Origin of the sequence: Komagataeibacter sp. FNDCR2, from assembly GCF_021295395.1 — a bacterium.
Taxonomy (GTDB): Bacteria; Pseudomonadota; Alphaproteobacteria; order Acetobacterales; family Acetobacteraceae; genus Komagataeibacter.
In genome coordinates, this window is the sequence record NZ_JAIWOU010000001.1 from 1,322,332 (window position 1) to 1,346,594 (window position 24,263).

The following is a 24,263-nucleotide window of genomic DNA, read 5'->3' on the forward strand; positions in this document are numbered from 1 at the left end:
AGTGCCGATAAAAATAGCAGAATGCGGTATCGGCATTTTTGGGGGCAAAATGAATGATTAAATATTGCGCAAATGCACAATTTATAACCATCAATTATCACGATTTTGTGAGTCCTGTTTCCCCGCCCCTTCGCCAGGACCTGAAGGGCGCAGACGGCATGCAGATGGCGATCTGTCGCCCTGCCTGAAAAACATCCGTATTTTCAATAGACTGCGCCAGCCCCGCCGTCCAGCCTAAAAACAGGCCAGTGCGCATTCAGCGCCAGAAGTGAACGGCGCGCGGCCCAAATGGGCGCTCAGGGGGCATCCGGGGTGTCGAATCCATAATCGTAGCGGCGCACGGCCTGCCCCATCGCGGCCATTCCCGCCGGGGCGTCCATGGGTGCGAAGCGGACCTCCACAAAGGCCGGTCCCTCATGCCCGGCCACACGCGCCAGGGCCGCCTCAAGCTCATCCCCCCTGTCCACCCGCACGGATAATGGGGCCGGATCGCCCGCCAGCGCGGCAGGCAGGGCCGCGTAATCCCAGTTGGCGATGTCATTATACGCCGCCTGCGGGCCAAGGATCATCCGCTCGATGGTGTAGCCGCCATTATTGATCAGGAATACCACGACATTGCAGCGATGCCGCAGCAGGGTGGAAAGTTCCTGCGCCGTCATCTGGAATGACCCATCCCCGATGAACAGGACATGCCGCCGCAGGGGCGTGGCCAGACAGGCCCCAAGGGTGGCGGGCAGTGAATAACCGATTGCCGCCCACACCGGCTGGACCAGCAGGCTGCACCGCGCGGGCAGGCGGGCATGCAGCATGGCCACCATGGAGGAGCCATTATCCGCCACCACCACGTCATCAGGCTGCAGGAACTGTTCCATCCGCTGCCAGAACGCGGCCTGTGTCCATGCCGCCCCATCAGGGGGTGACACCGCCGCGCCATCTGGCCGGGCCTGCCGTTCGGGGCGGGCAGGCGGCTGGTCGCCCCCACGGCGCAGCATGGCGTCAAGCAGGTCGGCGGCGGTTATGCCCTGAATGTCTTGCCCATCGCAGGTCAGGCTAAAGGGCTGCATATCCACCAGCGCGCCGGGCCGGATCCGTTGGGAGAAATAACCCGATGTAGAATCCACGAAGCGCACACCCAGCCCGACCACGCAGTCCGATGCGTGTACATAATCCGCCACGCTGGCGGCGGAGGCCATGCCACCGTACTGCCCCAGCCACAGGGGGCCGGATTCCGCCACCAATGTGCGCCCGGTGGACAGCGCGGCGTAGGGAATGCCGTAGCATTCACAAAACTGCCGGACCTGTGCCTGCAAACCGTATTGCCGCACCATGGCGTCAACCAGCACGACCGGGCGGGAGGCCTGCGTGATCCGCTGCATGAGGCACGTCGCCGCTTTTTCCAACAGCGCGGGGTCCGACCCCTGCGGGACGGGAACAGGCGGCGGTATCTCGATTTCAACGTAACAGATGTCGGAAGGGAACTGGATATAAACCGGGCGTCTGGCCACCCGCACCGCGTGCAGCACCCGGTCCGTTTCCGTTACGGCGCTGGCGGGGTGCAGGCGGGTGGCGGCGGCGGTAAACTGCCGGTAGCAGGTCATGACATTGTCATAATCACCATCGGCCAGCGTGTGGTGCACCAGCGCGCGCGACTGCACGGCATGGAGCGGCGGCATGCCGGAAATCACCACAAGCGGCACGCCTTCGGCACAGGCCCCCGCCACGGCGGACAGGGCCGACAGGTCGCCCACCCCGTAGGTGACCAGCACCGCCCCGATCCCGCTCAGCCGTGCATCGCCATCCGCCGCGTAGGCGGCGTTGAGTTCGTTGCATGTGCCGATAAACCGGATATCCGGCGTGCGTTCGACCAGTTCAAGGAATTCCAGATTATAGTCACCCGGAACCCCGTAAATGCGCGACACACCACACTGCCGGAGCCGATCGAGCAGCATGGCGCCGATTGAGTCGCGCATATCCGTTCCCCTGCCTATGTCCCATACGGGCCGGAAGCGGCCCGACGGGTATCAATAGATATCAAAGTCATTGTTCCCGGTAGAGGAAAAGGCCATGCGCCGTTCCGTCATGTTCAGAATCCATGTCGCCATTTCCGAGCGCGTACGCGGGAAAGGCAGGCGATGCACCATGGAACGCATGCTGTAGAACTTGCGGTACATCCCCTGAATACGTTCCTCCATCTGGCCCGGCGTGCAGTTCTTGGGGAAGATGTGGCAGACCTGCCCCGGCCAGCGGTCAATATCCTCGGGGTCGATGATCCGGCCAGCCTTCTTCATCCGCTCGAACAGGGCAGTGCCCTTGGTGGGGGTCAGGATATTGAAATAGGCGGCCGGTACCTTGTGCGCCTGAAGAAAGGAGAGGGTGGCGTCATAGACATCCGGGTGTTCGTTATCGAAACCAAAAATGAAATTGAGCGAGTAGCTGATGTCGCGCTTGCGCAGGTTCTCGAACATCTCGCCATAACGGCTGGCCTTGTTCCAGCCTTTCTTCATGTCCTGCAGCATCTCGGCATCAATGCTTTCAATGCCGATATTGACGTGCATCACACCGCTGCGCCGCGCCAGATCCAGAAATTCGGTATCGAGGCACAGATTGGACGACCATAGCGTGGACCAGCGAATTTTGAGCGGCACCAGCCCTTCCATCAGCTCCATCGCGCGGCTTTTCTTGCCGCCAAAATTGCTTTCCCCAAAGAAGAAGTGGCTGCTCTTGTTCTTGATCCGCTCCAGTTCACTGACCATCTGGTCCACGGGCCGCCAGCGGAAACGCCCCCCCAGATAGAACCGTTCGGAACAGAAATCACATACGAACGGGCAGCCACGCGAAGACTGCACGGCGAAGGTACGGAAAGGCCCGAATTTTTTCAGATCCAGCAGGTCGTAACGCGGGGCCGGCAGGTTGTTCAGTTCCTTGAGCGGTGCGGCACGATAGATTTTCTGCAACCTGCCCGCGGCGGCATCTTCCAGCATGGTGCGCCAGATGGGTTCGGCCTCGCCCACGCCGACCGCATCGCAGTGTTCGGCGGCTTCATCGGCATAGAAGAACACATGCGGCCCCCCCATGATCACCTTGACGCCACGCCTGCGGAATTCGGCGGCGATGTCGTACGCACGCGGCGAATGCAGTGTCCACGCACTCAGGGCGACGACATCAACCGGCGTATCGAAATCGATATCCTCCAGCTGCTCATCAAGCAGCGTGACGGTCCATTCGGGCGGGGTCAGCGCGGCAAGGTACGGCAGGGCAAGGGGCACCATCTGTCGTCGTCTGGTTTTGAAAATGGTCCTGTCGGTCTTGGACCGGTAATGCGAAGGCTGGATGATCAGCAGCTTGAGATCTGTCTTGGACATGCTTCAGCTCTATAGACCCGACTGTGGAAAAATACATGGGATAAGTAACACTTTGTCATATCGTACGGTTTCTGTCCCACTTGTCCACTGCCGGAAGGTGAAGCCATGCCGGATGGCAGTCTTCCGCATAATTTTCAGAATGACTTATATCAAAATTTTTTATCATTATTTATTTAATAGGACTGTTTTTTATTATTTAATTAGCTTTTATTTACTGATCGTAATTATATACAGGGGAATACAGATAAATGCAGCACATATCTGACTTAAGCCTGCTGCATGCCTGCGGGCAGCGAAATCCGGAGTCATGCATGCTCCCCTACCCGACTCAGCAGGATTCCCGCATGCGACAGACTGCGTAGCCGCACGGAACAGACCCGCATGAAAGCACATGGCCCGATGGCTCCGGCCCCGTGCTGGCGGGTCAATGAGCAACGATAAAAGTTTCTGGATGCCGCCTTCTTTCAAAAAGGCGGCGTTTCCTGAAGCTTTTTGAAAAAAGCTTCACCAAAAACTTCCTCCTGTCTGGAAAACGCGCTCCGGATCCATATCAGGGGTATGAGACCGGCTTACGTATCATGTTCCGGCAGTTTATGACCCGTGCCGTCATGCTCGAGTATGTCGATAATGGCCGCCGCCGTTTCTTCCACCGAACGGTGGGTGACATTGATGACCGGCCATTTATGCCGCGCGCATAAACGTCGCGCCCAGTGCAGTTCTTCATGCACACTCTCAGGGTCGATATAAGGTTTTACCGAGGTTTCGGACATGCCGGGCATCGCCATGGAACGTCCCGGCAGCATCATGCCCACGCGGGAGCGGCGGATTTCCAGCAATGTATGCGGATCAATCGTAAGACCCACCACAAGGCCGGGAAAATCTTCAAGCCCGGCGGGCAACGGGGCATGCGGCACCAGCGGAATATTGGCGGCCCGGATCCCGCGATTGGCCAGATAGAAGCAGGTGGGTGTTTTCGATGTGCGCGACACTCCCACCAGAATCACATCCGCTTTTGTAAGATCCGTCGCTTTCTGGCCGTCATCATGCGCAATGACGTACTGCATCGCGTCGATGCGCCGCCGATAGGTGTTATCCATGACATACTGGCCGCCCGGATGGCGCTCCGCCACGATTCCGGTCTGCTGTTCCAGGAAATGGATCGTTCCATCAAGAATATTCTTGACCTGCACCCCCACCCGTCCACATCCCTCACGCAGCATGGCCTGCAGGTCGGGCGAGGTGAGCGAGGAGAGTACCGGCCCCGGTTCCGCCCTGATCCCGGCCAGCACGCGGGCCACCTGCATGCGGGTCCGGATCAGGTTCCAGTTGCGCGGCGAAAATTCAGTATCCTGGAACTGGGCGCCGCAGGCGCGCATGACCGCTTCCAGCGCCTGCCCCGTCGCCTCGGACACCAGATGCAGGATAATCGGCTCTGCTTCACTCATGGTACTGCCCAACATGATAACGCCCCGTCATGATGACGGGGCGTTATGTCTATACAGTGTTGCGTCTGTTCGTATTCGCGGCTTCAGGCCGGGGAGCCGACCCGCTGCCTTGCCGCCAGCGCCGCCTGGGCGGCCGCAAGGCGCGCGACCGGCACGCGGAAGGGGGAACACGAAACATAGTCCAGCCCCACCTCATCAAAGAACGCGATGGAATCAGGGTCACCGCCATGTTCCCCGCAGATGCCCAGCTTCAGGTCCGGCTGGGTCTGCCGCCCACGTTCCACACCGATCCGGACAAGCGCGCCCACGCCATCACGGTCAATGGACACGAACGGGTCGCGCGGGAGCAGCCCCTGATCGACGTAATAAGGCAGGAACGATCCCGCATCATCACGCGACAGACCAAATGTAGTCTGGGTCAGGTCATTGGTACCGAATGAGAAGAAATCGGCATATTCCGCGATACGGTCGGCCTGAAGGGCGGCACGGGGCAGCTCGATCATGGTGCCGATGTCGTAATCGAGGTTCGTGCCTTCTTCCTTCAGCACGCGCGCGATCTCGTCCTCCGCCGCGCGGCGGGTGGCGGCGAGTTCGGCCTGTGTCGCCACCAGCGGGATCATGATTTCCGGCCGGATGGGCTTGCCCGTCTCCTTTTCCACCAGCACGGCGGCCTGGATCAGGGCCCGGACCTGCATGGCGTAGATTTCCGGGCTGGTCAGGCCCAGGCGGCAGCCACGATGGCCCAGCATCGGGTTGGTCTCGGCCAGCGCCGCGCAACGGGCGCGGATTTCGTCCACGCTCCTGCCCAGCGCGGTTGCGACCTCGGCCATTTCAGCATCGGCATGCGGCAGGAATTCATGCAGCGGCGGATCCAGCAGGCGCACCGTTACCGGCAGCCCGGCCATGATGCGGAACAGGCTGGCGAAGTCGTCGCGCTGGAACGGCAGCAGCGCCGCGATGGCCTTCTGGCGCACGTCCTCGGCATCGGCAATGATCATCTGGCGGACAAAGCCGATGCGGTCCGGACCGAAGAACATGTGCTCGGTACGTGCAAGGCCGATACCCTCCGCCCCGAAGCGGCGCGCGGTGCGGGCGTCTTCCGGGGTTTCGGCATTGGCGCGCACGCCAAGGCGGCGCACGCCGTCCGCCCAGCCCATGAGCGTATTGAAGTCATCGGACAGCGTGGGCGGAATGGTCGGCACACGCCCCGCAAAGACCGCGCCCGTGCCGCCATCGAGCGTGATCCACTCACCCTGCGCGATGGTGTGGGTTCCCACGCTCATGGTGCCCGCCGCGTAATCGACATGAATGCTGCCCGCGCCCGCCACGCACACACGCCCCATTCCACGCGCTACGACAGCAGCGTGCGAGGTCATGCCGCCACGGGTGGTCAGCACGCCACGGGCGGCATGCATGCCATGCACGTCCTCGGGCGAGGTTTCGATACGGACGAGGATCACGTCCTCCCCCTTCGCCGCGCGGGCCTCACATTCCTCCGCCGAGAAGACGACTGCCCCCGCCGCCGCACCCGGTGAGGCCGGGAGGCCACGGGTCAGCTGCACGCGCTCGGCCTTGGGGTCGAGGGTGGGATGCAGAAGCTGGTCGAGCGAGGAGGCCGGCACCCTGCGGATGGCGTCTTCCTGCGTAATCAGCCCCTCACGCGCCATGTCGATGGCGATTTTCAGCGCGGCGGCGGCGGTGCGCTTGCCGCTGCGGGTCTGGAGAATGTACAGGACGTTGCGCTGGACGGTGAATTCGATGTCCTGCATGTCCTTGTAATGCGTCTCCAGTATGGAGCGCACGCGCATGAGTTCGCCATAGGCTTCCGGCAGCACGGTTTCCATCGGGTTCTGACCCGCTTCGGCGCGCGCGCAGGCCATGGGCTGGGGTGTGCGGATGCCCGCCACCACGTCCTCGCCCTGCGCGTTGATCAGGTATTCGCCGTAGAACACGTTTTCCCCGGTGGAGGGGTCGCGGGTAAAGCAGACGCCCGTGGCGCAGTCATCGCCCATGTTGCCGAACACCATGGACTGCACATTGACCGCCGTGCCCCATGAGGCCGGGATTTCATGCAGCCTGCGATAGGTGTTGGCGCGCGGGTTCATCCATGACCCGAACACCGCCCCGATCGCCCCCCAGAGCTGGTCCTGCGGGTCGTTGGGAAAATCCGCGCCCGCGTGGGTGCTGATGATCAGGCGGTAATCCGCCACGATGGTGCGCCACTGCTCCGCCGTGACGGCCGTATCGTCCTCCACGCCATTGGCGCGCTTGAAATGCTCCAGCACATCCTCGAAATGATGGTGGGCCACGCCCATCACGACCGAGCCGTACATCTGGATGAACCGCCGGTAGCTGTCCCATGCAAAACGCGCATCGCCCGATGAGCGGGCGAGCCCTTCCACCGTCTGGTCGTTCAGGCCAAGGTTCAGCACGGTATCCATCATGCCGGGCATGGACACCCGCGCGCCGGAACGGACCGAGACCAGAAGCGGCGCATCCGCATCGCCAAAGCGCAGGCCCATCGATTTCTCGACCCGGCGCAGGGCGTCCGCCACCTGCGCCTGCAGCGCGTCGGGATATTTCCGGCCATTGTCATAAAAGGCCGAACAGACTTCCGTCGTAATGGTAAAGCCGGGCGGCACGGGCAGCCCGATCGATGCCATCTCCGCCAGGTTGGCGCCCTTGCCGCCCAGAAGGTTGCGCATCTCCGCGCGTCCCTCGTTCAGGCCATCTCCGAAGCTGTAAACCCATTTGGTCATGTCTGTTCGTTCCTACGCGCGTTCGTCCGTCAGAAAATGACGCCTGCTCCGGAACAGGTCAAAAAAACAGGCGACAGCGCTTTAATATTGTTTGTTGTTGGCAGGTCCGGGCAATGAATTTAGCCGCCCCGCCCCTGCGCAGGCAATCACTATTTTCACGGACAATGCAACGTATCATGCATGAATTCATATTCCGCAACAAAATAACCACGGAGCTGATAAGGAATAATATGTTTATTTACAAAAACTTATTTTTATAAATCACGATATGGTCCAATAGATATGCCCCTGAAAGGCGCAGTCATTATCGTCGCATTATAAATAACAGTTATGTGATTATATTTTAAATCACGGGCAGAATTTTCACAACCCCACCCGATAATTCATTGTGCAATGCAACAAAAACATTGCGCGCCGCACAATAAAAAATACACAACAACTGAAATAACACGTTATTACCAAAAAAAATACTTCGGATATACATTAATTCTGTTGACACAGACCTTCATATTCCAGAAACATCCGTGCCGGCCACACCAGAAAAACAAGAAGTACGGTCACATGAAAAAAGCCATATGCCTCCTGCTGCCCTTTGCCGGGCTCCTGTGGGTGCCGCTCTATAACCGGCATGATCCGGTGCTGTTCGGTTTCCCGTTCTTTTATTGGTACCAGCTTGCCTGGGTCCCCGTAACATCCGTCCTGATCTGGGCAGCGTGGAAGTCGGAACGGCAGTCATGAACACATCCACATTACCGGACAATGCCGCCATTGCCGTGTTCGTCCTGTGCTTCCTGGCCACCATCGTGCTGGGCAGCACGGTCCGGCTGTGGCGTCCGCTTCTCGCACGCCGCAAAGCCACCGCCCACCATACGGAAGGTGAGGAATGGGGACTGGGAGGGCGCGAATTCGGCGCCTGGGTCACGTGGTTCCTGGTCGGGGGGGATTTCTATACCGCCTATACGGTCATCGCCGTGCCGGCGCTGGTCTATTCAACCGGGGGCTTCGGCTTTTTCGCGCTGCCGTACACCATTATCGTCTATCCCTTCATATTCGCCGTCATGCCCCGGCTGTGGACCATCGCGCGCGATGGGGGGCACGCCACGGCGGCGGATATCGTACGCGCGCGCTTCGGCAGCCGCACGCTTGAAATGGCCGTGGCGCTTAGTGGCCTGATTGCCGTGCTGCCCTATATCGCACTCCAGCTTATCGGTATCCGCACCGTGATCGAGGCGCTGGGCTTTACCGGCATGCTGCCGCTCCTGATCGCCTTCTTCTCCCTTGCCGGGTACACATGGCTTGGGGGGCTGCATGCGCCGGCGCTGACCGCCTTCATCAAGGATGTAATGATCTATATCGCGGTACTGGCGGCGGTCATTATCGTGCCGATCCATCTGGGCGGGTACGGGGCCATGTTCCACACCGCCGCACAGCATCTGCCCGATGCGCCGGGCGGGCATATTCTTGGGCAGGGGCAGATTGTGCCCTACGCCACGCTTGCGCTTTCCTCCGCCTTCGCGGCGTTCCTTTACCCCCATACGCTGACCGGCATCCTTGCGGCGAAGTCAGCCGATACGATCCGGCAGAACGCCGTATTCCTGCCTGTCTATACCATCGTGCTGGGGCTGATCGCGCTGCTTGGTCTCATGGCGCATGCGGCGGGGATTGTGACAACGTCTTCCTCTCAGGTGGTGCCGCAGCTTTTCCTGGCCATTTTCCCTTCATGGTTCGCCGGGTTCTGCTTCGCCGCAATCGCGATTGGTGCGCTGGTGCCCGCCTCCGTCATGGCGATCGGGGCGGCCAATCTGATCATGCACAATATCCTGCCCAGCCGGGCGGATTCGGTCACGGGCTCGCGCATTGCCGGGTTTGCGGTGAAAGTGGGCGCGCTGGGCTGTGTGGTGTTCCTGAACGCCAAATTCGCAATTGACCTGCAATTGCTGGGCGGCGTCATTATCCTGCAGACATTTCCCGCCCTGATCATGGGCCTGCTGCCGCTGCGGCTGCCCGCGCGCGCGCTGATCACCGGCTGGATTGTCGGGTCCGTATCGGGACTGGCGCTATGCTGGGTGGATGGGCTGAAGCCGGTGCACCCCGTCGCCTTTGCCGGTTTCTCGGCTTCCGTTTCAACCGGACTGCTGGCGCTGGGCATCAACATGACCGTGACATTCGCACTGGCGGCGGCCATGCGTCTCGCCACGGGGGCCTCCCCCGCCACCCTGCAGACACAGGAGGGAGCGCGGCGGTAGCCTCTTCATATCAGTCCGCGCGGCTGGCAGGCCGCGCATGGGGGTGGATAATCCCGGCCCCGATATGAGACCATTCCAGACGGCGCCCTTCATCGGGCGCCGTTTTTTATTGCCTGAAGCCGAAATCGGCTCCCTGCCGGTTCAGGTTGGCTGCAGGTCACCGGACAGGTGCGCGCCCTCCGTCACGGCCATGCATCCCTGCCGGGCAAGCTGGCGCAGGATGCACACCACCCCCGGCACGCAGTTGCCGCACTGCGCGCGGCAGCCCTTGGATTCATAGACCTCTTTCGGCCTGACCGCGCCGTTACGCACGGCCGTCTCCACATCCGCATCCGTCAGCATATTACAAGAGCAGACAAACATTTATCCATCTCACCCATAAAATGTGAACCCAGCATAAACACGAATGAGAACAAATCGCAATGCAATTTATAAACTGATCCGATCCGTCCCCATTCGCCGCGACGTGGATGTCAGGTTACATCCACCCATTTACAACTTTATCACGAGCGATAACATTCATGCCTGTCATATAGCGCCATCCCTTGGGCTTTCGCCCCATTCACGCCCGTTTATGACAACAATCCTTCCGCACCCGCCGAGGGGGCCTGCCCTTTGCAGGACCGCCCGGTTTGTGCATCCGGACCCTGTCGTATCGTGGTTCGACGCAAGGAATGTGCCATGTTCCGCATGCTGCTGCGCCGCCCCAATCCGGCGTGAGCACAAGGCATGATGACTCACGCCACAAGGTGAAGCTTTTTCCAAAAAGCTTCAGAAAACGCCGCCTGCGCCATACGCTTTACTAAACCAGCCAGATCGCAGACCGCTTTCGTGTCGGATGTCTGAAAACTCACAATAAAGACCAAGCCCGGTGCAGCACCTGCGCACGAAGCCGCTCCAGGCCCGATCGCGCCCCAATCTCATGCGTCGTAATTACATACCGCCATAAAAATGCGCCAATTCCGTGCCGTCATAACCGGATGTGCCATAATTTCCGCATATCCTTCCCGGCTTTCGCCACCAGCCACGGTGGTTATTAAATAATGTGTTATATCCAGTGCGGCGATCTTGCGGCTTTCATCCCACCGACAAGACGGACCACCAGAAAAACGGCAAAAAGGACGGGTTTTCTCCCGTATATGGGGTATTTACGCCCCCTGTGTTCAAATGAACTTTTGCACGTTATGCCCGTTGGTGGTACCAAAAACGATTCTTGCACGCCCACGCGCGAAATATATACTTGACCAAACGATACAGGAACAGACCCGTCCATGGCTTATACAACAACAAACCCCTATACCGGCGAGAAGCTGAAGACCTTCCCCGAAGCAACGGATCAGGAAGTCCAGACCGCCCTGACCGATGCGTATGAAGCGTTCAAGGCATGGCGTCATGTCTCCTTTGCCGAACGTGCGAAGGTCATGACGAACGCCGCGGCCATCCTGCGTCGCGATATCGACAAATACGCCCGGCTGCTCACCCTTGAAATGGGCAAGCTTTATGGGGAAGCGAAGCTGGAAACCGAACTTTCGGCGGAAATCTTTGAATATTACGCCGCGAATGCCGAACGCCTGCTGACCCCCGAAACACTGCCCGTCGCCGACCCGAAGGAAGGCAAGGCGGTTCTGGTCCACCAGCCGCAGGGCATCGTTTTCGCGATCGAACCGTGGAACTTCCCCTACTACCAGATCGCCCGCATCATCGCGCCACAGCTTTCCGCCGGGAACACGGTGCTGCTCAAGCATGCATCCAACGTGCCGCAGTGCGCCGGAGCCTTTGACGCCCTGATGCAGGAAGCCGGCCTGCCCAAGGGCGCGTTCCGTAACCTGTACGCCGCCCGCCATCATACCGAGGTGATCCTGAGCGACCCGCGCGTGTGTGGTGTGGCGCTGACCGGCTCCGAAGGGGCCGGGGCGATCGTGGCCGGTGTCGCGGCCAAGGCGCTCAAGAAATCCACGATGGAACTGGGCGGTTCGGACGCCTTCATCGTGCTGGAAGACGCGGACCTGGAAAAGACGGTGAAGTGGGCGGTGTTCGGCCGCCACTGGAATGCCGGTCAGGTCTGTGTCTCGGCCAAGCGGATGATCGTGGTGGACGCGGTCTATGACAGGTTCGTCGACCTGTACAAAAAGGGCGTGGCCGAACTGAAGGCCGGCGACCCGATGGACCCGGCCACGACGCTGGCGCCCCTGTCCTCGCAGAAGGCGGCTGATGAACTGGCGGCGCAGGTTGAGGAAGCCAAGAAGCACGGTGCGGTTGTGGAGACCATCGGTGCGCCGGTGCCCAATGACGGGGCTTTCTTCCGTCCGCTGCTCATGACCAACCTGCACAAGGACAATGAAGCCCGCCTGTGGGAATTCTTTGGTCCCGTCACGCAGCTTTACCGCGCCAAGGACGAGGCGGACGCCATCCGTATCGCCAATGACTCCCCGTTCGGGCTGGGTGGCTCCGTCTTTACGAAGGACACCAAGCGCGGCGTGAAGGTGGCCGAACAGATCTATACCGGCATGGTCTATGTAAACCACCCGACCATGGTGAAGGCGGATCTGCCGTTTGGTGGCGTGGCCCGTTCCGGCTATGGCCGTGAACTGATTGGCCTTGGCATCAAGGAATTCGTCAATCACAAACTGATCGACGTGGTGGATATCGACGCGCCGTTCTAAATCCCTGCCATGGGTTGATCCCATCGTGATCAACCCGGGCCTGCCCCTCTTCCGCTCCCGCATTGTCGTGCAGCGGAAGAGGGTTTCGGGGGATGAAGACTGCCTGTGTTGAGACGTAACGCTCGTGCCTGCGGCGCATCGCGTGGCCTATGCCGCCTCGACTTCGCCACTGCTGCATGGCGTTGGCAAGATGCGGCTCTGTTTGCGTGCACATGCACGCCCTTTATTATTGAGCTATTCTTAGAAGCTTTTTGAAAAAAGCTTCACCAAAAACTTCTTTATGATTTAGGAAAGATATTACTTATTCCATAAAAGACTAGACAAGCATTCTGTACACGAAGTGACTTACCGAACTTCCCTCGGACAGAACCAGATGCCTGATGGCGACCTCCGCCCCCAGGTGCCGCCCATGGAACAGGAAGGCGCTCCCGACCACGGCGGGCAGCAGGTAAAGCCATAACGCCTTCGGCACCGGGCCGCATTTGAAGCCCAGCACCACAGCGGCTATTGATCCGATCATGGCGCCCGTTATGACCTCGGACACCGAATGGGCGTGTAATACAAGCCGGGTATAGGCCATGACGGCCGCCACGAACATCAGGGGCACCATCGTCAGGGTGGGAAGACCGATAAACGCCTCCCGTCCCATCATGATCAACAGGCTGCCATATACAAGGCAGGCCGATGCCACATGGCCACTGGGACTGAAAACGGGCGCCTGCATGGACACGGCGTAACACAGGCCCACGATTTTCAGGACCAGCATGAGCGCCAGTGTCAGGACAACCGTGCCAAGCCAGACGGAGGCGCCACGCCGCCATTCCCGCCAGACCATAACGGCCGTGACCGTAGCCACGACCGGCAGAATATCGCCCTGATCGGCAAAATCGGTGATGAAACGTATCATAACGAGACGTATTTTCCTGCCACCTGCCTGCCCCGCATACCATATGACCGGCACCCTCGCCAGCAATACTCCCTAACGCATGACAGGAGCAGGGGTTACATACCCCGGCGGGAAAGATGGCCCGGACCGCTTCACCCACGCAGGCCCCGGCAGGACACCCCCGGCCGCAAGGCGGCGGCCGACCTGTCGGGCATGGGGCAACAGGGCGGTGGTTCAGGGCGTTTTGGGCGTTTCCCCGCGCTGGGTCGCGACCTGTTCGGGCGTGACACCGTGATCGCCACTGCCGAAGGTCCGGGTCACATAATTGACCACGGCCGCGATTTCCGCATTGCTCAGGCGCTGCACATCGGAATTCTGGCCAAAGCCGGGCATATAGGCATGAACGCCGTTCGCAGTCCGGTTCACGCCCTCCAGAACGGTCATGATCAGGTTATCCGGGCGCCCGGATCCGACAACGGCATTATGAAACAGGGAAGGTACGTAGCGGTTGCTGGTACCCACCCCGTTATCACCATGACAGGACGCGCAGTTGGCGTCGTACACGCCCTTGCCATCCATCGGGTCGAGGTTGTCGATGCGGGTGAGTTCGCCCGTGCGGATATCGGGGGCATTCAGGGCCTGACCGATACGTGCGCGCGGCGCGTGTTCGGCATCGTCCTCCATGGCCGGAACCTGAAGGATATAGGCGGCCAGGGCATGCAGGTCCGTATCGGTCAGGTGGCTGGTGCTATGTTCAACCACCTCCCCCATCGGTCCGGCCGCCTGACTTAGCCCGTCGATATGGCCGGTGCGCAGATAGGCCACCAGATCATCCTCGCTCCAGTCCCCGATACCGCTGGTCTTGCTGGATGTAATATCGGGCGCGTACCAACCCAGCAGGGATGCCCCGGCCAGATAACTATCCGCTTTCTCACTCAGCATGACGTTGCGCGGGGTATGGCACGTGCCGCAATGAGCCAGCGCATGGGCGATGTATTTGCCCCGGCGCAGCTTGTCAAACGTCGTGGCATCGCCTGTTTCCGGCTCACTTTCCCCCGCCACCAGATTCCACACCGCCATGGTGATGCGCAGGTTGGCCGGGAAATTCAGCGCCGTCGCGGGCGGGGTTTCGGCCACGGGTTTCACATCATGCATGAACCACGCATACAACGCCGTGACATCATCATCCGTCATGCCGGAATAGGAGACATAAGGCATGGCGGGGTACAGACGGCTACCATCACGGCGGATGCCGTGGCGCACGCTCTTCTCGAAATCCTGTAGCGTATATTTGCCGATCCCGTGGTCGGGATCGGGGGTGATATTGGTTGAAATGACATCACCCATCGGGGTCGTGATGCTCAACCCACCCGCGAAGGGCTGGCCGCCGGGCCGGGTATGGCAGGCAACGCAGTCCCCCGCCGTAGCGATATATTTACCGTGCGCCAGAAGGTCGGCCGAAGGCTCATCCGCGTGGGCGGGTTCCGTGGACACAACGGCAAGCGCCGCCCCCGCCCCCAGAACCGACCACAGGATTTTGCGTGCAACATCAGGCATGGGAAAGTTCTTTTTTCAGCGTGTCGGCAACACGCAATGCGAGTGCTGCGACGGTCAGGGTGATATTGCCGGTTCCGACCGAGGAGAAGACGGACGAACTTGCGATGAACATGTTCTCGTGGTCATGCGTGCGGCAGAAGCCATCCACCACGGAATCCTTCGGGTCGGTTCCCATGATGGTGCTGCCGGCGGGATGGTCCTGCGGGAAATAGCCCGGCGTCCACTGCTCGTCCGTGCCGTGCATGAGACCGATCAGTTCCCGGAACAGGCCCCGCGTATGTTCGCAGCTTTTCACGGTATATTCGGGAAGCTTGTAAAACACTTCCGGATGCGGGATACCCAGCGCGTCCTTGTAATTACTGCTCAGCGTCAGACGGTTCTGCGGGTCGGCCAGCCCTTCATTATGGCTGAACAGCCGGACGGTATGGGAAGCGAGATAGCGGATCTGCTCCTCCAGCTCCCGGCCGACATACCCCTTGGAAATCGCAAGGGACGTGGCCAGGTCAACCTGGTTGTCGTCCACCATGTGCACGAGATAGGCGCCACGCTCGTTACGCCAGTTTCCATCACGGAAATTGTCGATCACGTTGGTTTCAAGCGGCCCCCTGCCCGGCCACAGCGCCTTGTCACCACTGATGAAGGTGACCTGCACCCCCGTATGGTCCATCATGTTCCGCCCGACATGGCCGGAACTGTTGGCGATGCCATCGGGGCTCTGCTCATCGGCTGAAACCAGCAGGAGCTTCGCCGTTTCGATACAATGCGCGGCGATAACGAAATATTTGCCGGTGACGCGATGCGATCCCTTGTCGGGGTCATAATAATGTACCGCGGTGACACGCTTGTTGGCGCTGTCACGCTCGATTTTGTACACCACCGCATTGGGAACGAAGCGCGCGCCCGCCGCCTCGGCATGATAGACGGAGTAGCTGCCATTATACATGGCCCCGATGGGGCAGATCGGCATGCAGTTGTTGTGCCCCTCGCAGGTGGGGCGATTATCGTAGGGGCGGGTGTTGCGCGCCTGCGGTTCATGCACCACGCGATAGGGTGTCTTTTCGCTGATCAGCTTGCGGAACTGCTGCGCCGCGTACGAAATGGGCAGCGCCTCCATCGGGTAGGGCTGGCGGCGGGGGGAGCCGAGATCCTCCTTCGCCGCATCCGGCCCGCATACCCCCATCATGACTTCCGCCTGATAGTAGAACGGTTCCAGATCATCGTATTTCAGCGCCCAGTCGCGCCCCTGCCCGTAGCGGGTTTTCAGTTCGAAATCCGATGGCAGGTACCGCCACGCGCACCCCGCCCAATGCCATGTCGTGCCCCCCATCATGCGCAGATAGACCTGCTGATAGGCTTCCGCATCCGGCCCGGTGGTATGCAGGTAGTCGTTCGGCGTGATCTGGTTGGGGGGGTGTTCCGCCCATGGCACGGAGGGAAAGGGCCCCTGATAGGACGGCTTGTTTTCAAGGTTACGGAAATTCTCGACAAAATGCTGCCGATCGACACGCGGCCCCGCCTCCAGCACGATGACGGAAATACCCGCCCGCGCCAGTTCGTTGGCAATGGAACTGCCCGCGACGCCAGAGCCGACGATCACGACATCGGCTGAAAGATCCTGTTCAGATGGCATGGAGGACGCTCCGGATTCAGGTGGGTTCTACAACGAATTTTGAAGGCGAAAGGGCTGGCTCGCCCGTTGGAACCGCCACTTCCGGCGGGGTCTGGGTCCAGTAGAACGGACCACCCGCAGCATAGGTCTTGGGATAGACGGCATCGCTGGTGATGTCGAACATCAGGGCAGAGCGGTACACCACGACCTTCTGGTCGGCAACGCCACGGTACCAGCCGGTCATGATATCGTGAATCACGTCCTTGAACACCGGATCCGCATGTTCGGCGGCGCGCGCCAGCGCGCTGGCGCTGCTGAAACTTCCGCCCGCCATGAGCCCGTGAAGTTTCTGGATCTGCTCACGCCGGTCCGGTACCGCGCGGATGATACCGGCGTACAGGGCGTGACCGACCTGCGGGTCCAGCGTGTCGCGATCCGTCAGGCGTTGGGAAAGGGCCAGAAACAGCGGCGCCACCGGGTCATCATCAACCGTGGCGGCCAGACCCCGGTTGGCGCCCATGGCCACGGTGGCCAGGCCCATGGCCCCAAGCAGCATGTCACGGCGTGACATGCGCAATGCCTGGGCCATCCGTATGCTGTTAGGAGCGGTCAGATGCACACTGGTGGAAAAACACGACCGGTCTACAGCCATATGGTGTCGCCTCTCATGCCTGTCTGTCCAGCCGGGATGCCGGAAGAAACAGGCATGGCTGAGCGGAATGCGGTGGTTGAATGTTACGGATACCGCCACGTAACGGGATACCGCAACCTCTGCGGCCCCTATATTAGCGAATGGCAGGTTCACGTCTGGTGTACGACAACACAGAATGGCGTGCGGAAATATTACGTAATACTGCGGCCACTGATACACGGCTCCGTGAAGTGATGAAATCCACCTTCGGGTCAATAGCGACAGTATCCTCCCTTCAAAAAAACGGCATGACGTTCTTGATAATACCTTGAGGGGGTATAAAATCAGCGGTGAATACGCAAGGAGCGTGGCAGTGTCCCAGACCTTTGGCTTCCCTGTCGGCGGTATGAGCTGCGCCGCCTGCGCCACGCGTATCGAAAAAATCCTGAACCGTCAGGAAGGGGTGAAGGCTGCGGTCAACTTCGCCGCCGGGCGCGCGCAGGTCTTGCTGGACAGCCCCACGGCTTCCATCGCCAATGTCATCGCGTCCGTGCGCAAGGCCGGTTTTACGGTGGCGGAAAAGAGCGTTGACCTGTCCCTGACCGGCATGAGCTGCGCCAGTTGCGCCGCGCGTATCGAGAAGATTCTCAACCGGCTTCCCCTGACACAGGCCAGCGTGAATTTCGCGGCCCAAAGGGCGCATGTCGTTTTCGTTCCCGGCGTTGTCGGGCCGGACACCTTTATCGCCCGGATCGAAAAAGCCGGTTTTGGCGCGACCGTGCTGGATGACAGCCTGCCCGTGGACGAACATGCCCAGCGCGAACGGGCATGGCGGACGGAGCGCAACGGCTTCCTGCTGACACTGGCCCTGTCGCTTCCCTTCTTCGCGCAGATGATGGCGATGTTCATGGGTCTCACGTCCATGATGCCCGACTGGCTGCAATGCGCGCTCGCGACGGTGGTGCAGTTCTACTGCGCGCGCCACCTGTACCAGCGCGCATGGAATGCGGTGCGTAATGGTTCGGCCAACATGGATGTACTGGTGGTGCTGGGCACTGGCATCACCTATTTTTTCAGCACCGCCGTTATCGTTCTGGGCCTGAAGCAGCCTGTCTATTTTGAGGCGGATGTCGCCATCATCACGCTGATCTCGCTGGGCCGGCTGATGGAAAGCCGCGCGCGGGACAAAACCAGCGCGGGAATTGAAAGGCTGCTCCAGTTGCAGCCCCAGATCGCGCATGTGGAAAGTGAGGGCGCGGTCATTGACCGCCCGGTTGCGGATGTACGGGTAAACGATATCCTGATTGTCCGGCCGGGGGAAAGTATCGCGGTTGACGGCGAAGTCGTGGATGGCGCGTCCGATGTCAATGAAGCCATGCTGACGGGGGAAAGCGTACCCGTACTGAAAAAGAACGCGGACAGGGTTTTTGGCGGCACGATGAACACCACCGGCGTCCTGCGCATCCGGGCCACCGGCGTGGGCGCGGATACGGCGCTGGCGCATATCGTGAACATGGTGGAGCAGGCCCAGGGTTCGAAGGCCAGCGTGCAGCGACTGGCCGACAGGGTCGCGGCCATTTTCGTCCCCGCCGTGCTGATACTCGCGCTCCTGACGTTCCTGATCGGGTGGATGGTGACAGGCAGCCCGACATGGAGCCTTGTCTCCGCCGTGTCCGTTCTGGTCATCGCCTGCCCATGCTCGCTTGGCCTGGCCACCCCCACGGCCATCATGGTCGGCACGGGACTGGGCGCGCGTGCGGGTATCCTGTTCCGTAACGCCAATGCGCTGGAACAGGCGGAAAAACTGACCACCATCATCATGGACAAGACCGGCACCCTGACCGAAGGCCAGCCGGGTGTAAGCGATGTGCGGGCGGCACCGGGCACTGACCCCGCGCACCTGCTGGCCGTCGCCTGCGCACTGGAAAAGGATTCCGAACACCCGCTGGCCCGCGCCATTGTCAGTTACGCCGTGGACGCAGGGATCCCGGCCCGGCCCGTTACGGATTTTCAGGCGCTGCCGGGTCTGGGCGTTACGGCACGGATGGAGGGTGAACTGATCCGTCTCGGCGCGCCCCGCTTCCTTGATGAAGCCGGGATTACGCTGGATGCCCCGCTCATCACCCGGCTGGAGCAGGAAGGCAAGACCGTCATCGCGGTGGCCGCGGATACGCGCGCCCTGGGCTATATCGCCCTGTCCGACCGCCTGCGCGCCGATGCGGTTGAAACCGTTGCGGCGCTGCACAAGGCGGGAATCAGGGTCGTGATGCTGACTGGCGACAACCAGCACGCGGCGGCGGTTGTGGCGCGACAGGTTGGCGTGGATGACTATCTGGCTGGCGTGCTGCCCGGCGACAAGGCGCGGGGCGTGGAGAAATACCGGGCCGGAGGGAAGGTCGTGGGCATGGTGGGCGACGGCATAAATGACGCCCCGGCGCTGGCGGCGGCGGATGTCGGTTTTGCCATAGGGGCGGGGGCCGCCATCGCGCTGGATACGGCGGATGTGGTGCTGATGAAAAGCGAACTGGGCAGCGTGCTGGACGCCATTTCACTTTCCCGCGCGACGCTGGCCAAAATCCGTCAAAATCTCTTTTTCGCTTTCATCTATAACATTCTCGGCCTGCCACTGGCCGCATTCGGCATGCTCAACCCGGTTGTGGCGGGCGCGGCCATGGCCATGAGTTCCGTATCCGTTGTGAGCAACTCGCTCCTGCTCAACCGCTGGAAAGCGCCATCCATCCATCGTGGCTAGGCGCGGGGATGCGGCGCACGAAATCCCGGTTACAATAAATTTACCGCACCTGAACCCATGACCTGAACACAACCACCGCAGGTGGCATGAATATTGCTTTTAATTCTGAGCACGTAACAAAAAAATTGATCCGTATAATATTCACGCAATGATAACATGGCCTGCTTATCTGAAACTTCCCCATGCCCGCGACAGCAGCACCCGACTGACAGGCAGGCCGACAGACATTTGTGCACATGCGTAAATCCTGACCAATGAGGATCAGACATGCTTGATAATCCATTCAAATCCGACGCCGATTACAAAGAGGCCGCCGAACGTAAGGAAACTGATTCTCAGGCATGGAAACTTTATGCCAGACGGCTGGAAAAACGGCTGCTGGAAGTTACGCAGAAACTGACCATCATGACCGCATCCGATACCGGCCACCGCGCACAGGTTCGTGCGATGAGCGAAATGCACCCGCTCAGTCCGCTGCTGGCCCCAACAGACGACACATTTGAAAACGGCAGGCCAAAGCCCCGTATCCGTCTCGTATTTGAAAAGTCGTTCGATAACATGCTGCAGACCTACGGCATTCCCGACCCGCAATCACATCGCCTGAACTGATCGTGGCGATGCACGGGCAAACGCCACGGTTGCACGCCAACCGGTAACGCAGGCCCCTGCCCTCTCTCCCGTAGCGGCACGAAGCGGAAAATATGGGAAACCATATGTTTCCATCATCGTTGTTTTTCAGGTCCGATCGCCCCGATAATGATGGCGCCAGCAGACTGGCCGAGGGCAGTTCCGGCACGAAACCGGGCGGACGCGTATGTTGATTGCAGTTCCATCCATCCGATCATGCCAGACCTCCGGCCCTGATACCGAAATGCATCCTGACCGGAGTATCATAGCGTGAAATACGGCACCTTTTCCTTGCCTGTGGCGATTATTGCCCTGTCCCTGTCCTCCTCCGGCCCGGCTGCGGCACAGGTCGTAACCAATCCTGCACAGGTGCGCTCAGGCACCTATGGTGTCGAACCCGGACACACGCAGGTTACATTCACGGTGCTGCATCTGGGGTTTACGAATTACCTGGGTATTTTCTCCAATGCCTCCGGCACGCTGGAACTTGACGCCCGCACCCCGTCCCGCTCGAAACTGTCCGTCACCATTCCGGTGGCTTCCGTGCAGACCACCAGCAGCAGGCTGACCGAGGAACTGAAGGGCGAGCAGTGGTTTGACGCAGCCAGGTTCCCTGCCGCAACCTTCGTTTCCACCACGGTGCGCCTGACGGGACAGAACGAGGCGCTCGTTACTGGTAACCTGACGCTGCATGGCGTGACGAAAGCCGAAACACTGAAGGTGCACTTCATCGGTGCGGGCATAAACGCGATGGACAAGAAATATACCACCGGCTTCGAAGCCACAGCCATGATCAGGCGCAGCGACTTCGGGGTAAAAATGTATGTGCCTTATGTCAGTGATGATGTGCAACTACGCATTGCCGGGGCTTTTGAGCAGCAGGACTGAAACAGGGACGTTTTTGGTGAAGCTCTTTTCTAAAAAGCTTCAGGAAACGCCGCTTTTTTGAAAAAAGGCGGCACCCAAAAACTTTTATTATTTTCTTGTCTCTCCGTTATTTCCAAACAGCTTTTCCCCGTGTCTCCATCAAAGGGGGAAAGTCCGCATTGCCACATGCGCGCGGTTCTGAATGTCTGGCCCGGACATAAGGCCGAATTACAAATTACATATTAATTTGTATATTTTATAATTTAACATATCCATGCAACGTTTGCAGGATTCAGGCGCTGAATTCATACTGCACATCCTGCCTTCCGGTTATTCCATCTGGGCACGGCAGGATAGAAGGCATAACATCCTGTCCATAAGGATGAACTTCATAACTATTTGTTATTTAACTTCATTATGTAGGTTTCCTCAGATGAAAGTCAGGAATTTTCTAAAATTAACTTAATTTTTTGAAAAATAAATTATCACACATTTTTTTAGTTATTATGGTTGACGCGATATAATCAGGGCGTATGATCCCCGCCGAACACCCTATTCGGCATTATGGAGCAGAGTGAATTCACATGATCCAGACAACCGGACGAACCTGTCACATTGACCGATGTACTACACTTTCTGTCGCCCCCATGGTGAAGGTGGGCATTCAGTAAAACAACCGGCGGAAATACTGCCGGAGCAACACCCGCAACATATTACGCGGGCAAGTTAAAGGCAGCACTCCCATGCTTGAATCTTATATCGTTGAAATCGACGGCACCTTCCTTGGCACGGTTATTCTGGAAGCGGACCGTGAAACACGGCGCTTCTATGCCACGCATGACAGCGTACGTGCCTTTCATAACCAGACCCTGCGCGGGCAGGATGACCTGACCCATCAGGTTACGCGCCTTTACCGCCGCGCACATGCGGGCATGCAGGCCTTTACCGGCAGCAAATAATCCCATCATTCCATCGCATCAGTCCGCCTGTCTTAGGCTCAGGACTCATTCTTTAAGATAGAAGATGAAGCTTGCTGCGATGTGGATTGCAGACATGAATGTATCAGCGCAGCGGTCGTATCTGGTCGCAACACGCCGCCAGTCTTTCAGCCTTGCGAACATGTTTTCGATCAGATGACGCTTTTTATACAGATGCCAGTTGTAAGGCGGCTTTGACTTCCGGTTCTTTTTCGGGGGAATACAGGCAGTGATATTGCGTTCTGCAAGCGATAACCTGATCCGGTTGCTGTCATAGCCTCTGTCCCCGATGACTTCTTCCGTCTCGTCGGGGAGAACTGCCAGAAGCACATCTGCGCCTCTGAACTCACTGACCTGTCCCGCAGTCAGATGAAGGCGGACAGGCCGGCCCAGACCATCGCACACGGCATGGAGTTTTGAGTTCAGGCCGCCTTTTGTCCGTCCGATATGGCGGGGCAAAGCCCTTTTTTGAGCAGAGACGCGGATGTCCGGTGCGCCTTGAGATGTGTTGCATCGATCATCAGGCGCTTTGAACGGCCTGCCTGTTCAGTCAGGGCGACAAGGATCCTGTCAAAGACGCCCAGGCGGCTCCACCGGATGAAGCGATTATACAAAGTCTTGTGCGGGCCATACGCTTTCGGAGCATCTTTCCACTGAAGACCGTTGCGGATCACATAAACGATTCCGCTCAGAACACGCCGGTCATCCACGCGTGGGACTCCGTGAGCCAGAGGAAAATACGGGTAATTCTCTCCATCTGGCTCTCAGACAGCAAAAACACATCACTCACAGGCTCATCCTCCCGAATGCCTGTGAATCATGAAACTCAGCTCAATTCAACAAATTAATAGGTCCTGAGCCTAAAACGCTCAGATGACCGGCACAAAACCGTTACAAGTCCAAGGCTGACAGACGACGCGGTGCTCATGTTCGAGCGTCTGTTCGGTCATGGTACGCTTAGGACGCGACAGCAGCGCATGGCGGCAGATCGGTCACTGAGCGTCTTGCAGGTCGAGATGATACTGATAGATCAAGCGTAAGATCATGAGTTCATCGAGTACGTCTGGAAAATACCCCAACGCGCTTTCGTCCGAGGCAGGACGAAAATCATACAGGCGCGATCCTTCCCGGCGCTGTACCAGCTCCATGCCGACGCTTTCGCCGCCTCGGCGGGATGGCAGCAATTGAACCGCTAGGAGTTCGGCGTTTGGAGACTGTGCCATGAGGAGGTCCACCAACGGTCCAAAATGCCATCCGATCGGGATAGACGCGCGCGAAACCATCACGAACAGCGTTGCGTCGCGGCTGGCGAGTATCCTCCGGAAACGCGCAATCCGCCGATTAAAGGTAGTCCGGGTTTCGTTCGACGTGAGATCGACATGAGGAAACACGTCGTTCAGTCCGAAGCGGTCTCGATAGACAGCATGCTCCTGGCCGGCCGGAGGGATGAAATCGGCGAAGTCGCTCTCAAGGACATGCTGGATCATTCCCGGTGTTGAGAAGGCCCAGTCAAATGGTAAGGCGCAGCGACGTAGTTGCGCGTCTCGCAGGATGCCGGCAGCCAGACAGTGAGTTCCAAGCGGGACAATATGCCGCACTTTCTTCCCGTTGACGGTGCGCGTGCCGTAATCGGGCATCTTGCCCGAACGCCGGTGCTGATACCTCGTAAGGGAGGTTCGCATGGAAAGCAGCCATGCTGGGGTTAAGCGGTACGTCCCGCGCTTCACACGGGTTTCCGCCTTATCGTCGCTGCTGAGCCAACTCATTGGGCACTGTACAGATGGAGTGTGCTGAAACCGTAATCGCCGTACCACATTTGCTCAATATTCATGTCTGTCGTGCCCACGGGGCAAATGTATCTGCCAGTAATGGCATTCGGGCG

Annotated in this window: 17 protein-coding genes and 1 pseudogene; 7 read left to right on the forward strand and 11 right to left on the reverse strand. The window is 59.3% G+C overall.

The features are described from left to right. Window positions 1-296: 296 nt before the first annotated feature. The 4 genes from LDL28_RS06290 to ppdK all read right to left on the reverse strand — a co-directional run bounded on the left by LDL28_RS06290 (window position 297) and on the right by ppdK (window position 7,566). The gene (locus LDL28_RS06290; RefSeq protein WP_305069282.1) at window positions 297-1,970 is read right to left on the reverse strand and encodes an alpha-keto acid decarboxylase family protein; all 1,674 of its coding nucleotides are present in this window, start codon (window positions 1,968-1,970) and stop codon (window positions 297-299) included. A gap of 51 nt (window positions 1,971-2,021) precedes the next feature. Continuing rightward, window positions 2,022-3,362 carry a B12-binding domain-containing radical SAM protein gene (locus LDL28_RS06295; protein ID WP_233057764.1) on the reverse strand — a complete coding sequence of 447 codons (1,341 nt, stop codon included), beginning with the start codon at window positions 3,360-3,362 and terminating at the stop codon, window positions 2,022-2,024. Between the two features lie 569 nt (window positions 3,363-3,931). Continuing rightward, window positions 3,932-4,807 (reverse strand): pyruvate, water dikinase regulatory protein, encoded by an 876-nt coding sequence (locus tag LDL28_RS06300; protein ID WP_233057765.1) that lies wholly within the window; start codon window positions 4,805-4,807, stop codon window positions 3,932-3,934. Window positions 4,808-4,890: 83 nt separating this feature from the next. Beyond that, window positions 4,891-7,566: a pyruvate, phosphate dikinase gene (gene ppdK / locus LDL28_RS06305; protein WP_233057767.1), complete on the reverse strand. Its 2,676-nt coding sequence runs from the start codon at window positions 7,564-7,566 to the stop codon at window positions 4,891-4,893. A gap of 561 nt (window positions 7,567-8,127) precedes the next feature. Here ppdK and LDL28_RS06310 point away from each other — a divergent pair. Further along, a complete protein-coding gene (locus LDL28_RS06310) occupies window positions 8,128-8,304 on the forward strand; it encodes a DUF3311 domain-containing protein (RefSeq protein ID WP_233057768.1) in 177 nt (58 codons plus the stop codon). Further along, window positions 8,301-9,812: a sodium:solute symporter gene (locus LDL28_RS06315; RefSeq protein WP_233057769.1), complete on the forward strand. Its 1,512-nt coding sequence runs from the start codon at window positions 8,301-8,303 to the stop codon at window positions 9,810-9,812. Before LDL28_RS06310 ends, LDL28_RS06315 begins: the two co-directional genes overlap by 4 nt. Before the next feature lie 141 nt (window positions 9,813-9,953). On the opposite strand, the gene LDL28_RS06320 is transcribed toward LDL28_RS06315, so the two are convergent. Then, a complete protein-coding gene (locus tag LDL28_RS06320) occupies window positions 9,954-10,175 on the reverse strand; it encodes a bacterioferritin-associated ferredoxin (protein ID WP_233057771.1) in 222 nt (73 codons plus the stop codon). 908 nt (window positions 10,176-11,083) lie between these two features. Between LDL28_RS06320 and LDL28_RS06325 the strand changes: the two genes are divergently transcribed. Further along, complete coding sequence (locus tag LDL28_RS06325; RefSeq protein ID WP_233057773.1) at window positions 11,084-12,475, forward strand: NAD-dependent succinate-semialdehyde dehydrogenase; 1,392 nt, start codon at window positions 11,084-11,086, stop codon at window positions 12,473-12,475. Between the two features lie 316 nt (window positions 12,476-12,791). Here the strand turns inward: LDL28_RS06325 and LDL28_RS06330 are convergent, their stop codons facing one another. The 4 genes from LDL28_RS06330 to LDL28_RS06345 all read right to left on the reverse strand — a co-directional run bounded on the left by LDL28_RS06330 (window position 12,792) and on the right by LDL28_RS06345 (window position 17,179). After that, entirely contained in the window at window positions 12,792-13,382 is a 591-nt protein-coding gene (locus LDL28_RS06330) for a phosphatase PAP2 family protein (RefSeq protein WP_233057775.1), read from the reverse strand. Between the two features lie 213 nt (window positions 13,383-13,595). Continuing rightward, window positions 13,596-14,918, reverse strand: a complete 1,323-nt coding sequence (locus tag LDL28_RS06335; RefSeq protein ID WP_233057776.1) for a cytochrome c — start codon at window positions 14,916-14,918, stop codon at window positions 13,596-13,598. Beyond that, window positions 14,911-16,548: a GMC family oxidoreductase gene (locus LDL28_RS06340; protein ID WP_233057778.1), complete on the reverse strand. Its 1,638-nt coding sequence runs from the start codon at window positions 16,546-16,548 to the stop codon at window positions 14,911-14,913. Before LDL28_RS06340 ends, LDL28_RS06335 begins: the two co-directional genes overlap by 8 nt. 16 nt (window positions 16,549-16,564) lie before the next feature. Beyond that, window positions 16,565-17,179 carry a sugar dehydrogenase complex small subunit gene (locus LDL28_RS06345; RefSeq protein WP_370636253.1) on the reverse strand — a complete coding sequence of 205 codons (615 nt, stop codon included), beginning with the start codon at window positions 17,177-17,179 and terminating at the stop codon, window positions 16,565-16,567. Window positions 17,180-17,531: 352 nt separating this feature from the next. Between LDL28_RS06345 and LDL28_RS06350 the strand changes: the two genes are divergently transcribed. The 4 genes from LDL28_RS06350 to LDL28_RS06365 all read left to right on the forward strand — a co-directional run bounded on the left by LDL28_RS06350 (window position 17,532) and on the right by LDL28_RS06365 (window position 22,363). Further along, window positions 17,532-19,910, forward strand: coding sequence for a heavy metal translocating P-type ATPase (locus LDL28_RS06350; protein ID WP_233057781.1), 2,379 nt, complete (start codon window positions 17,532-17,534; stop codon window positions 19,908-19,910). Between the two features lie 267 nt (window positions 19,911-20,177). Then, a complete protein-coding gene (locus LDL28_RS06355; protein ID WP_233057783.1) occupies window positions 20,178-20,519 on the forward strand; it encodes a hypothetical protein in 342 nt (113 codons plus the stop codon). 288 nt (window positions 20,520-20,807) lie between these two features. After that, window positions 20,808-21,425, forward strand: a complete 618-nt coding sequence (locus tag LDL28_RS06360; protein ID WP_233057785.1) for a YceI family protein — start codon at window positions 20,808-20,810, stop codon at window positions 21,423-21,425. Window positions 21,426-22,147: 722 nt separating this feature from the next. Then, window positions 22,148-22,363 carry a hypothetical protein gene (locus LDL28_RS06365; RefSeq protein ID WP_233057786.1) on the forward strand — a complete coding sequence of 72 codons (216 nt, stop codon included), beginning with the start codon at window positions 22,148-22,150 and terminating at the stop codon, window positions 22,361-22,363. Between the two features lie 45 nt (window positions 22,364-22,408). Here the strand turns inward: LDL28_RS06365 and LDL28_RS06370 are convergent. Continuing rightward, window positions 22,409-23,171 (reverse strand): annotated as a pseudogene (locus LDL28_RS06370) (IS5 family transposase). A 202-nt stretch (window positions 23,172-23,373) separates the two neighbouring features. Further along, entirely contained in the window at window positions 23,374-24,018 is a 645-nt protein-coding gene (locus tag LDL28_RS06375; RefSeq protein ID WP_233057788.1) for a DUF1796 family putative cysteine peptidase, read from the reverse strand. Between the last annotated feature and the right edge of the window lie 245 nt (window positions 24,019-24,263).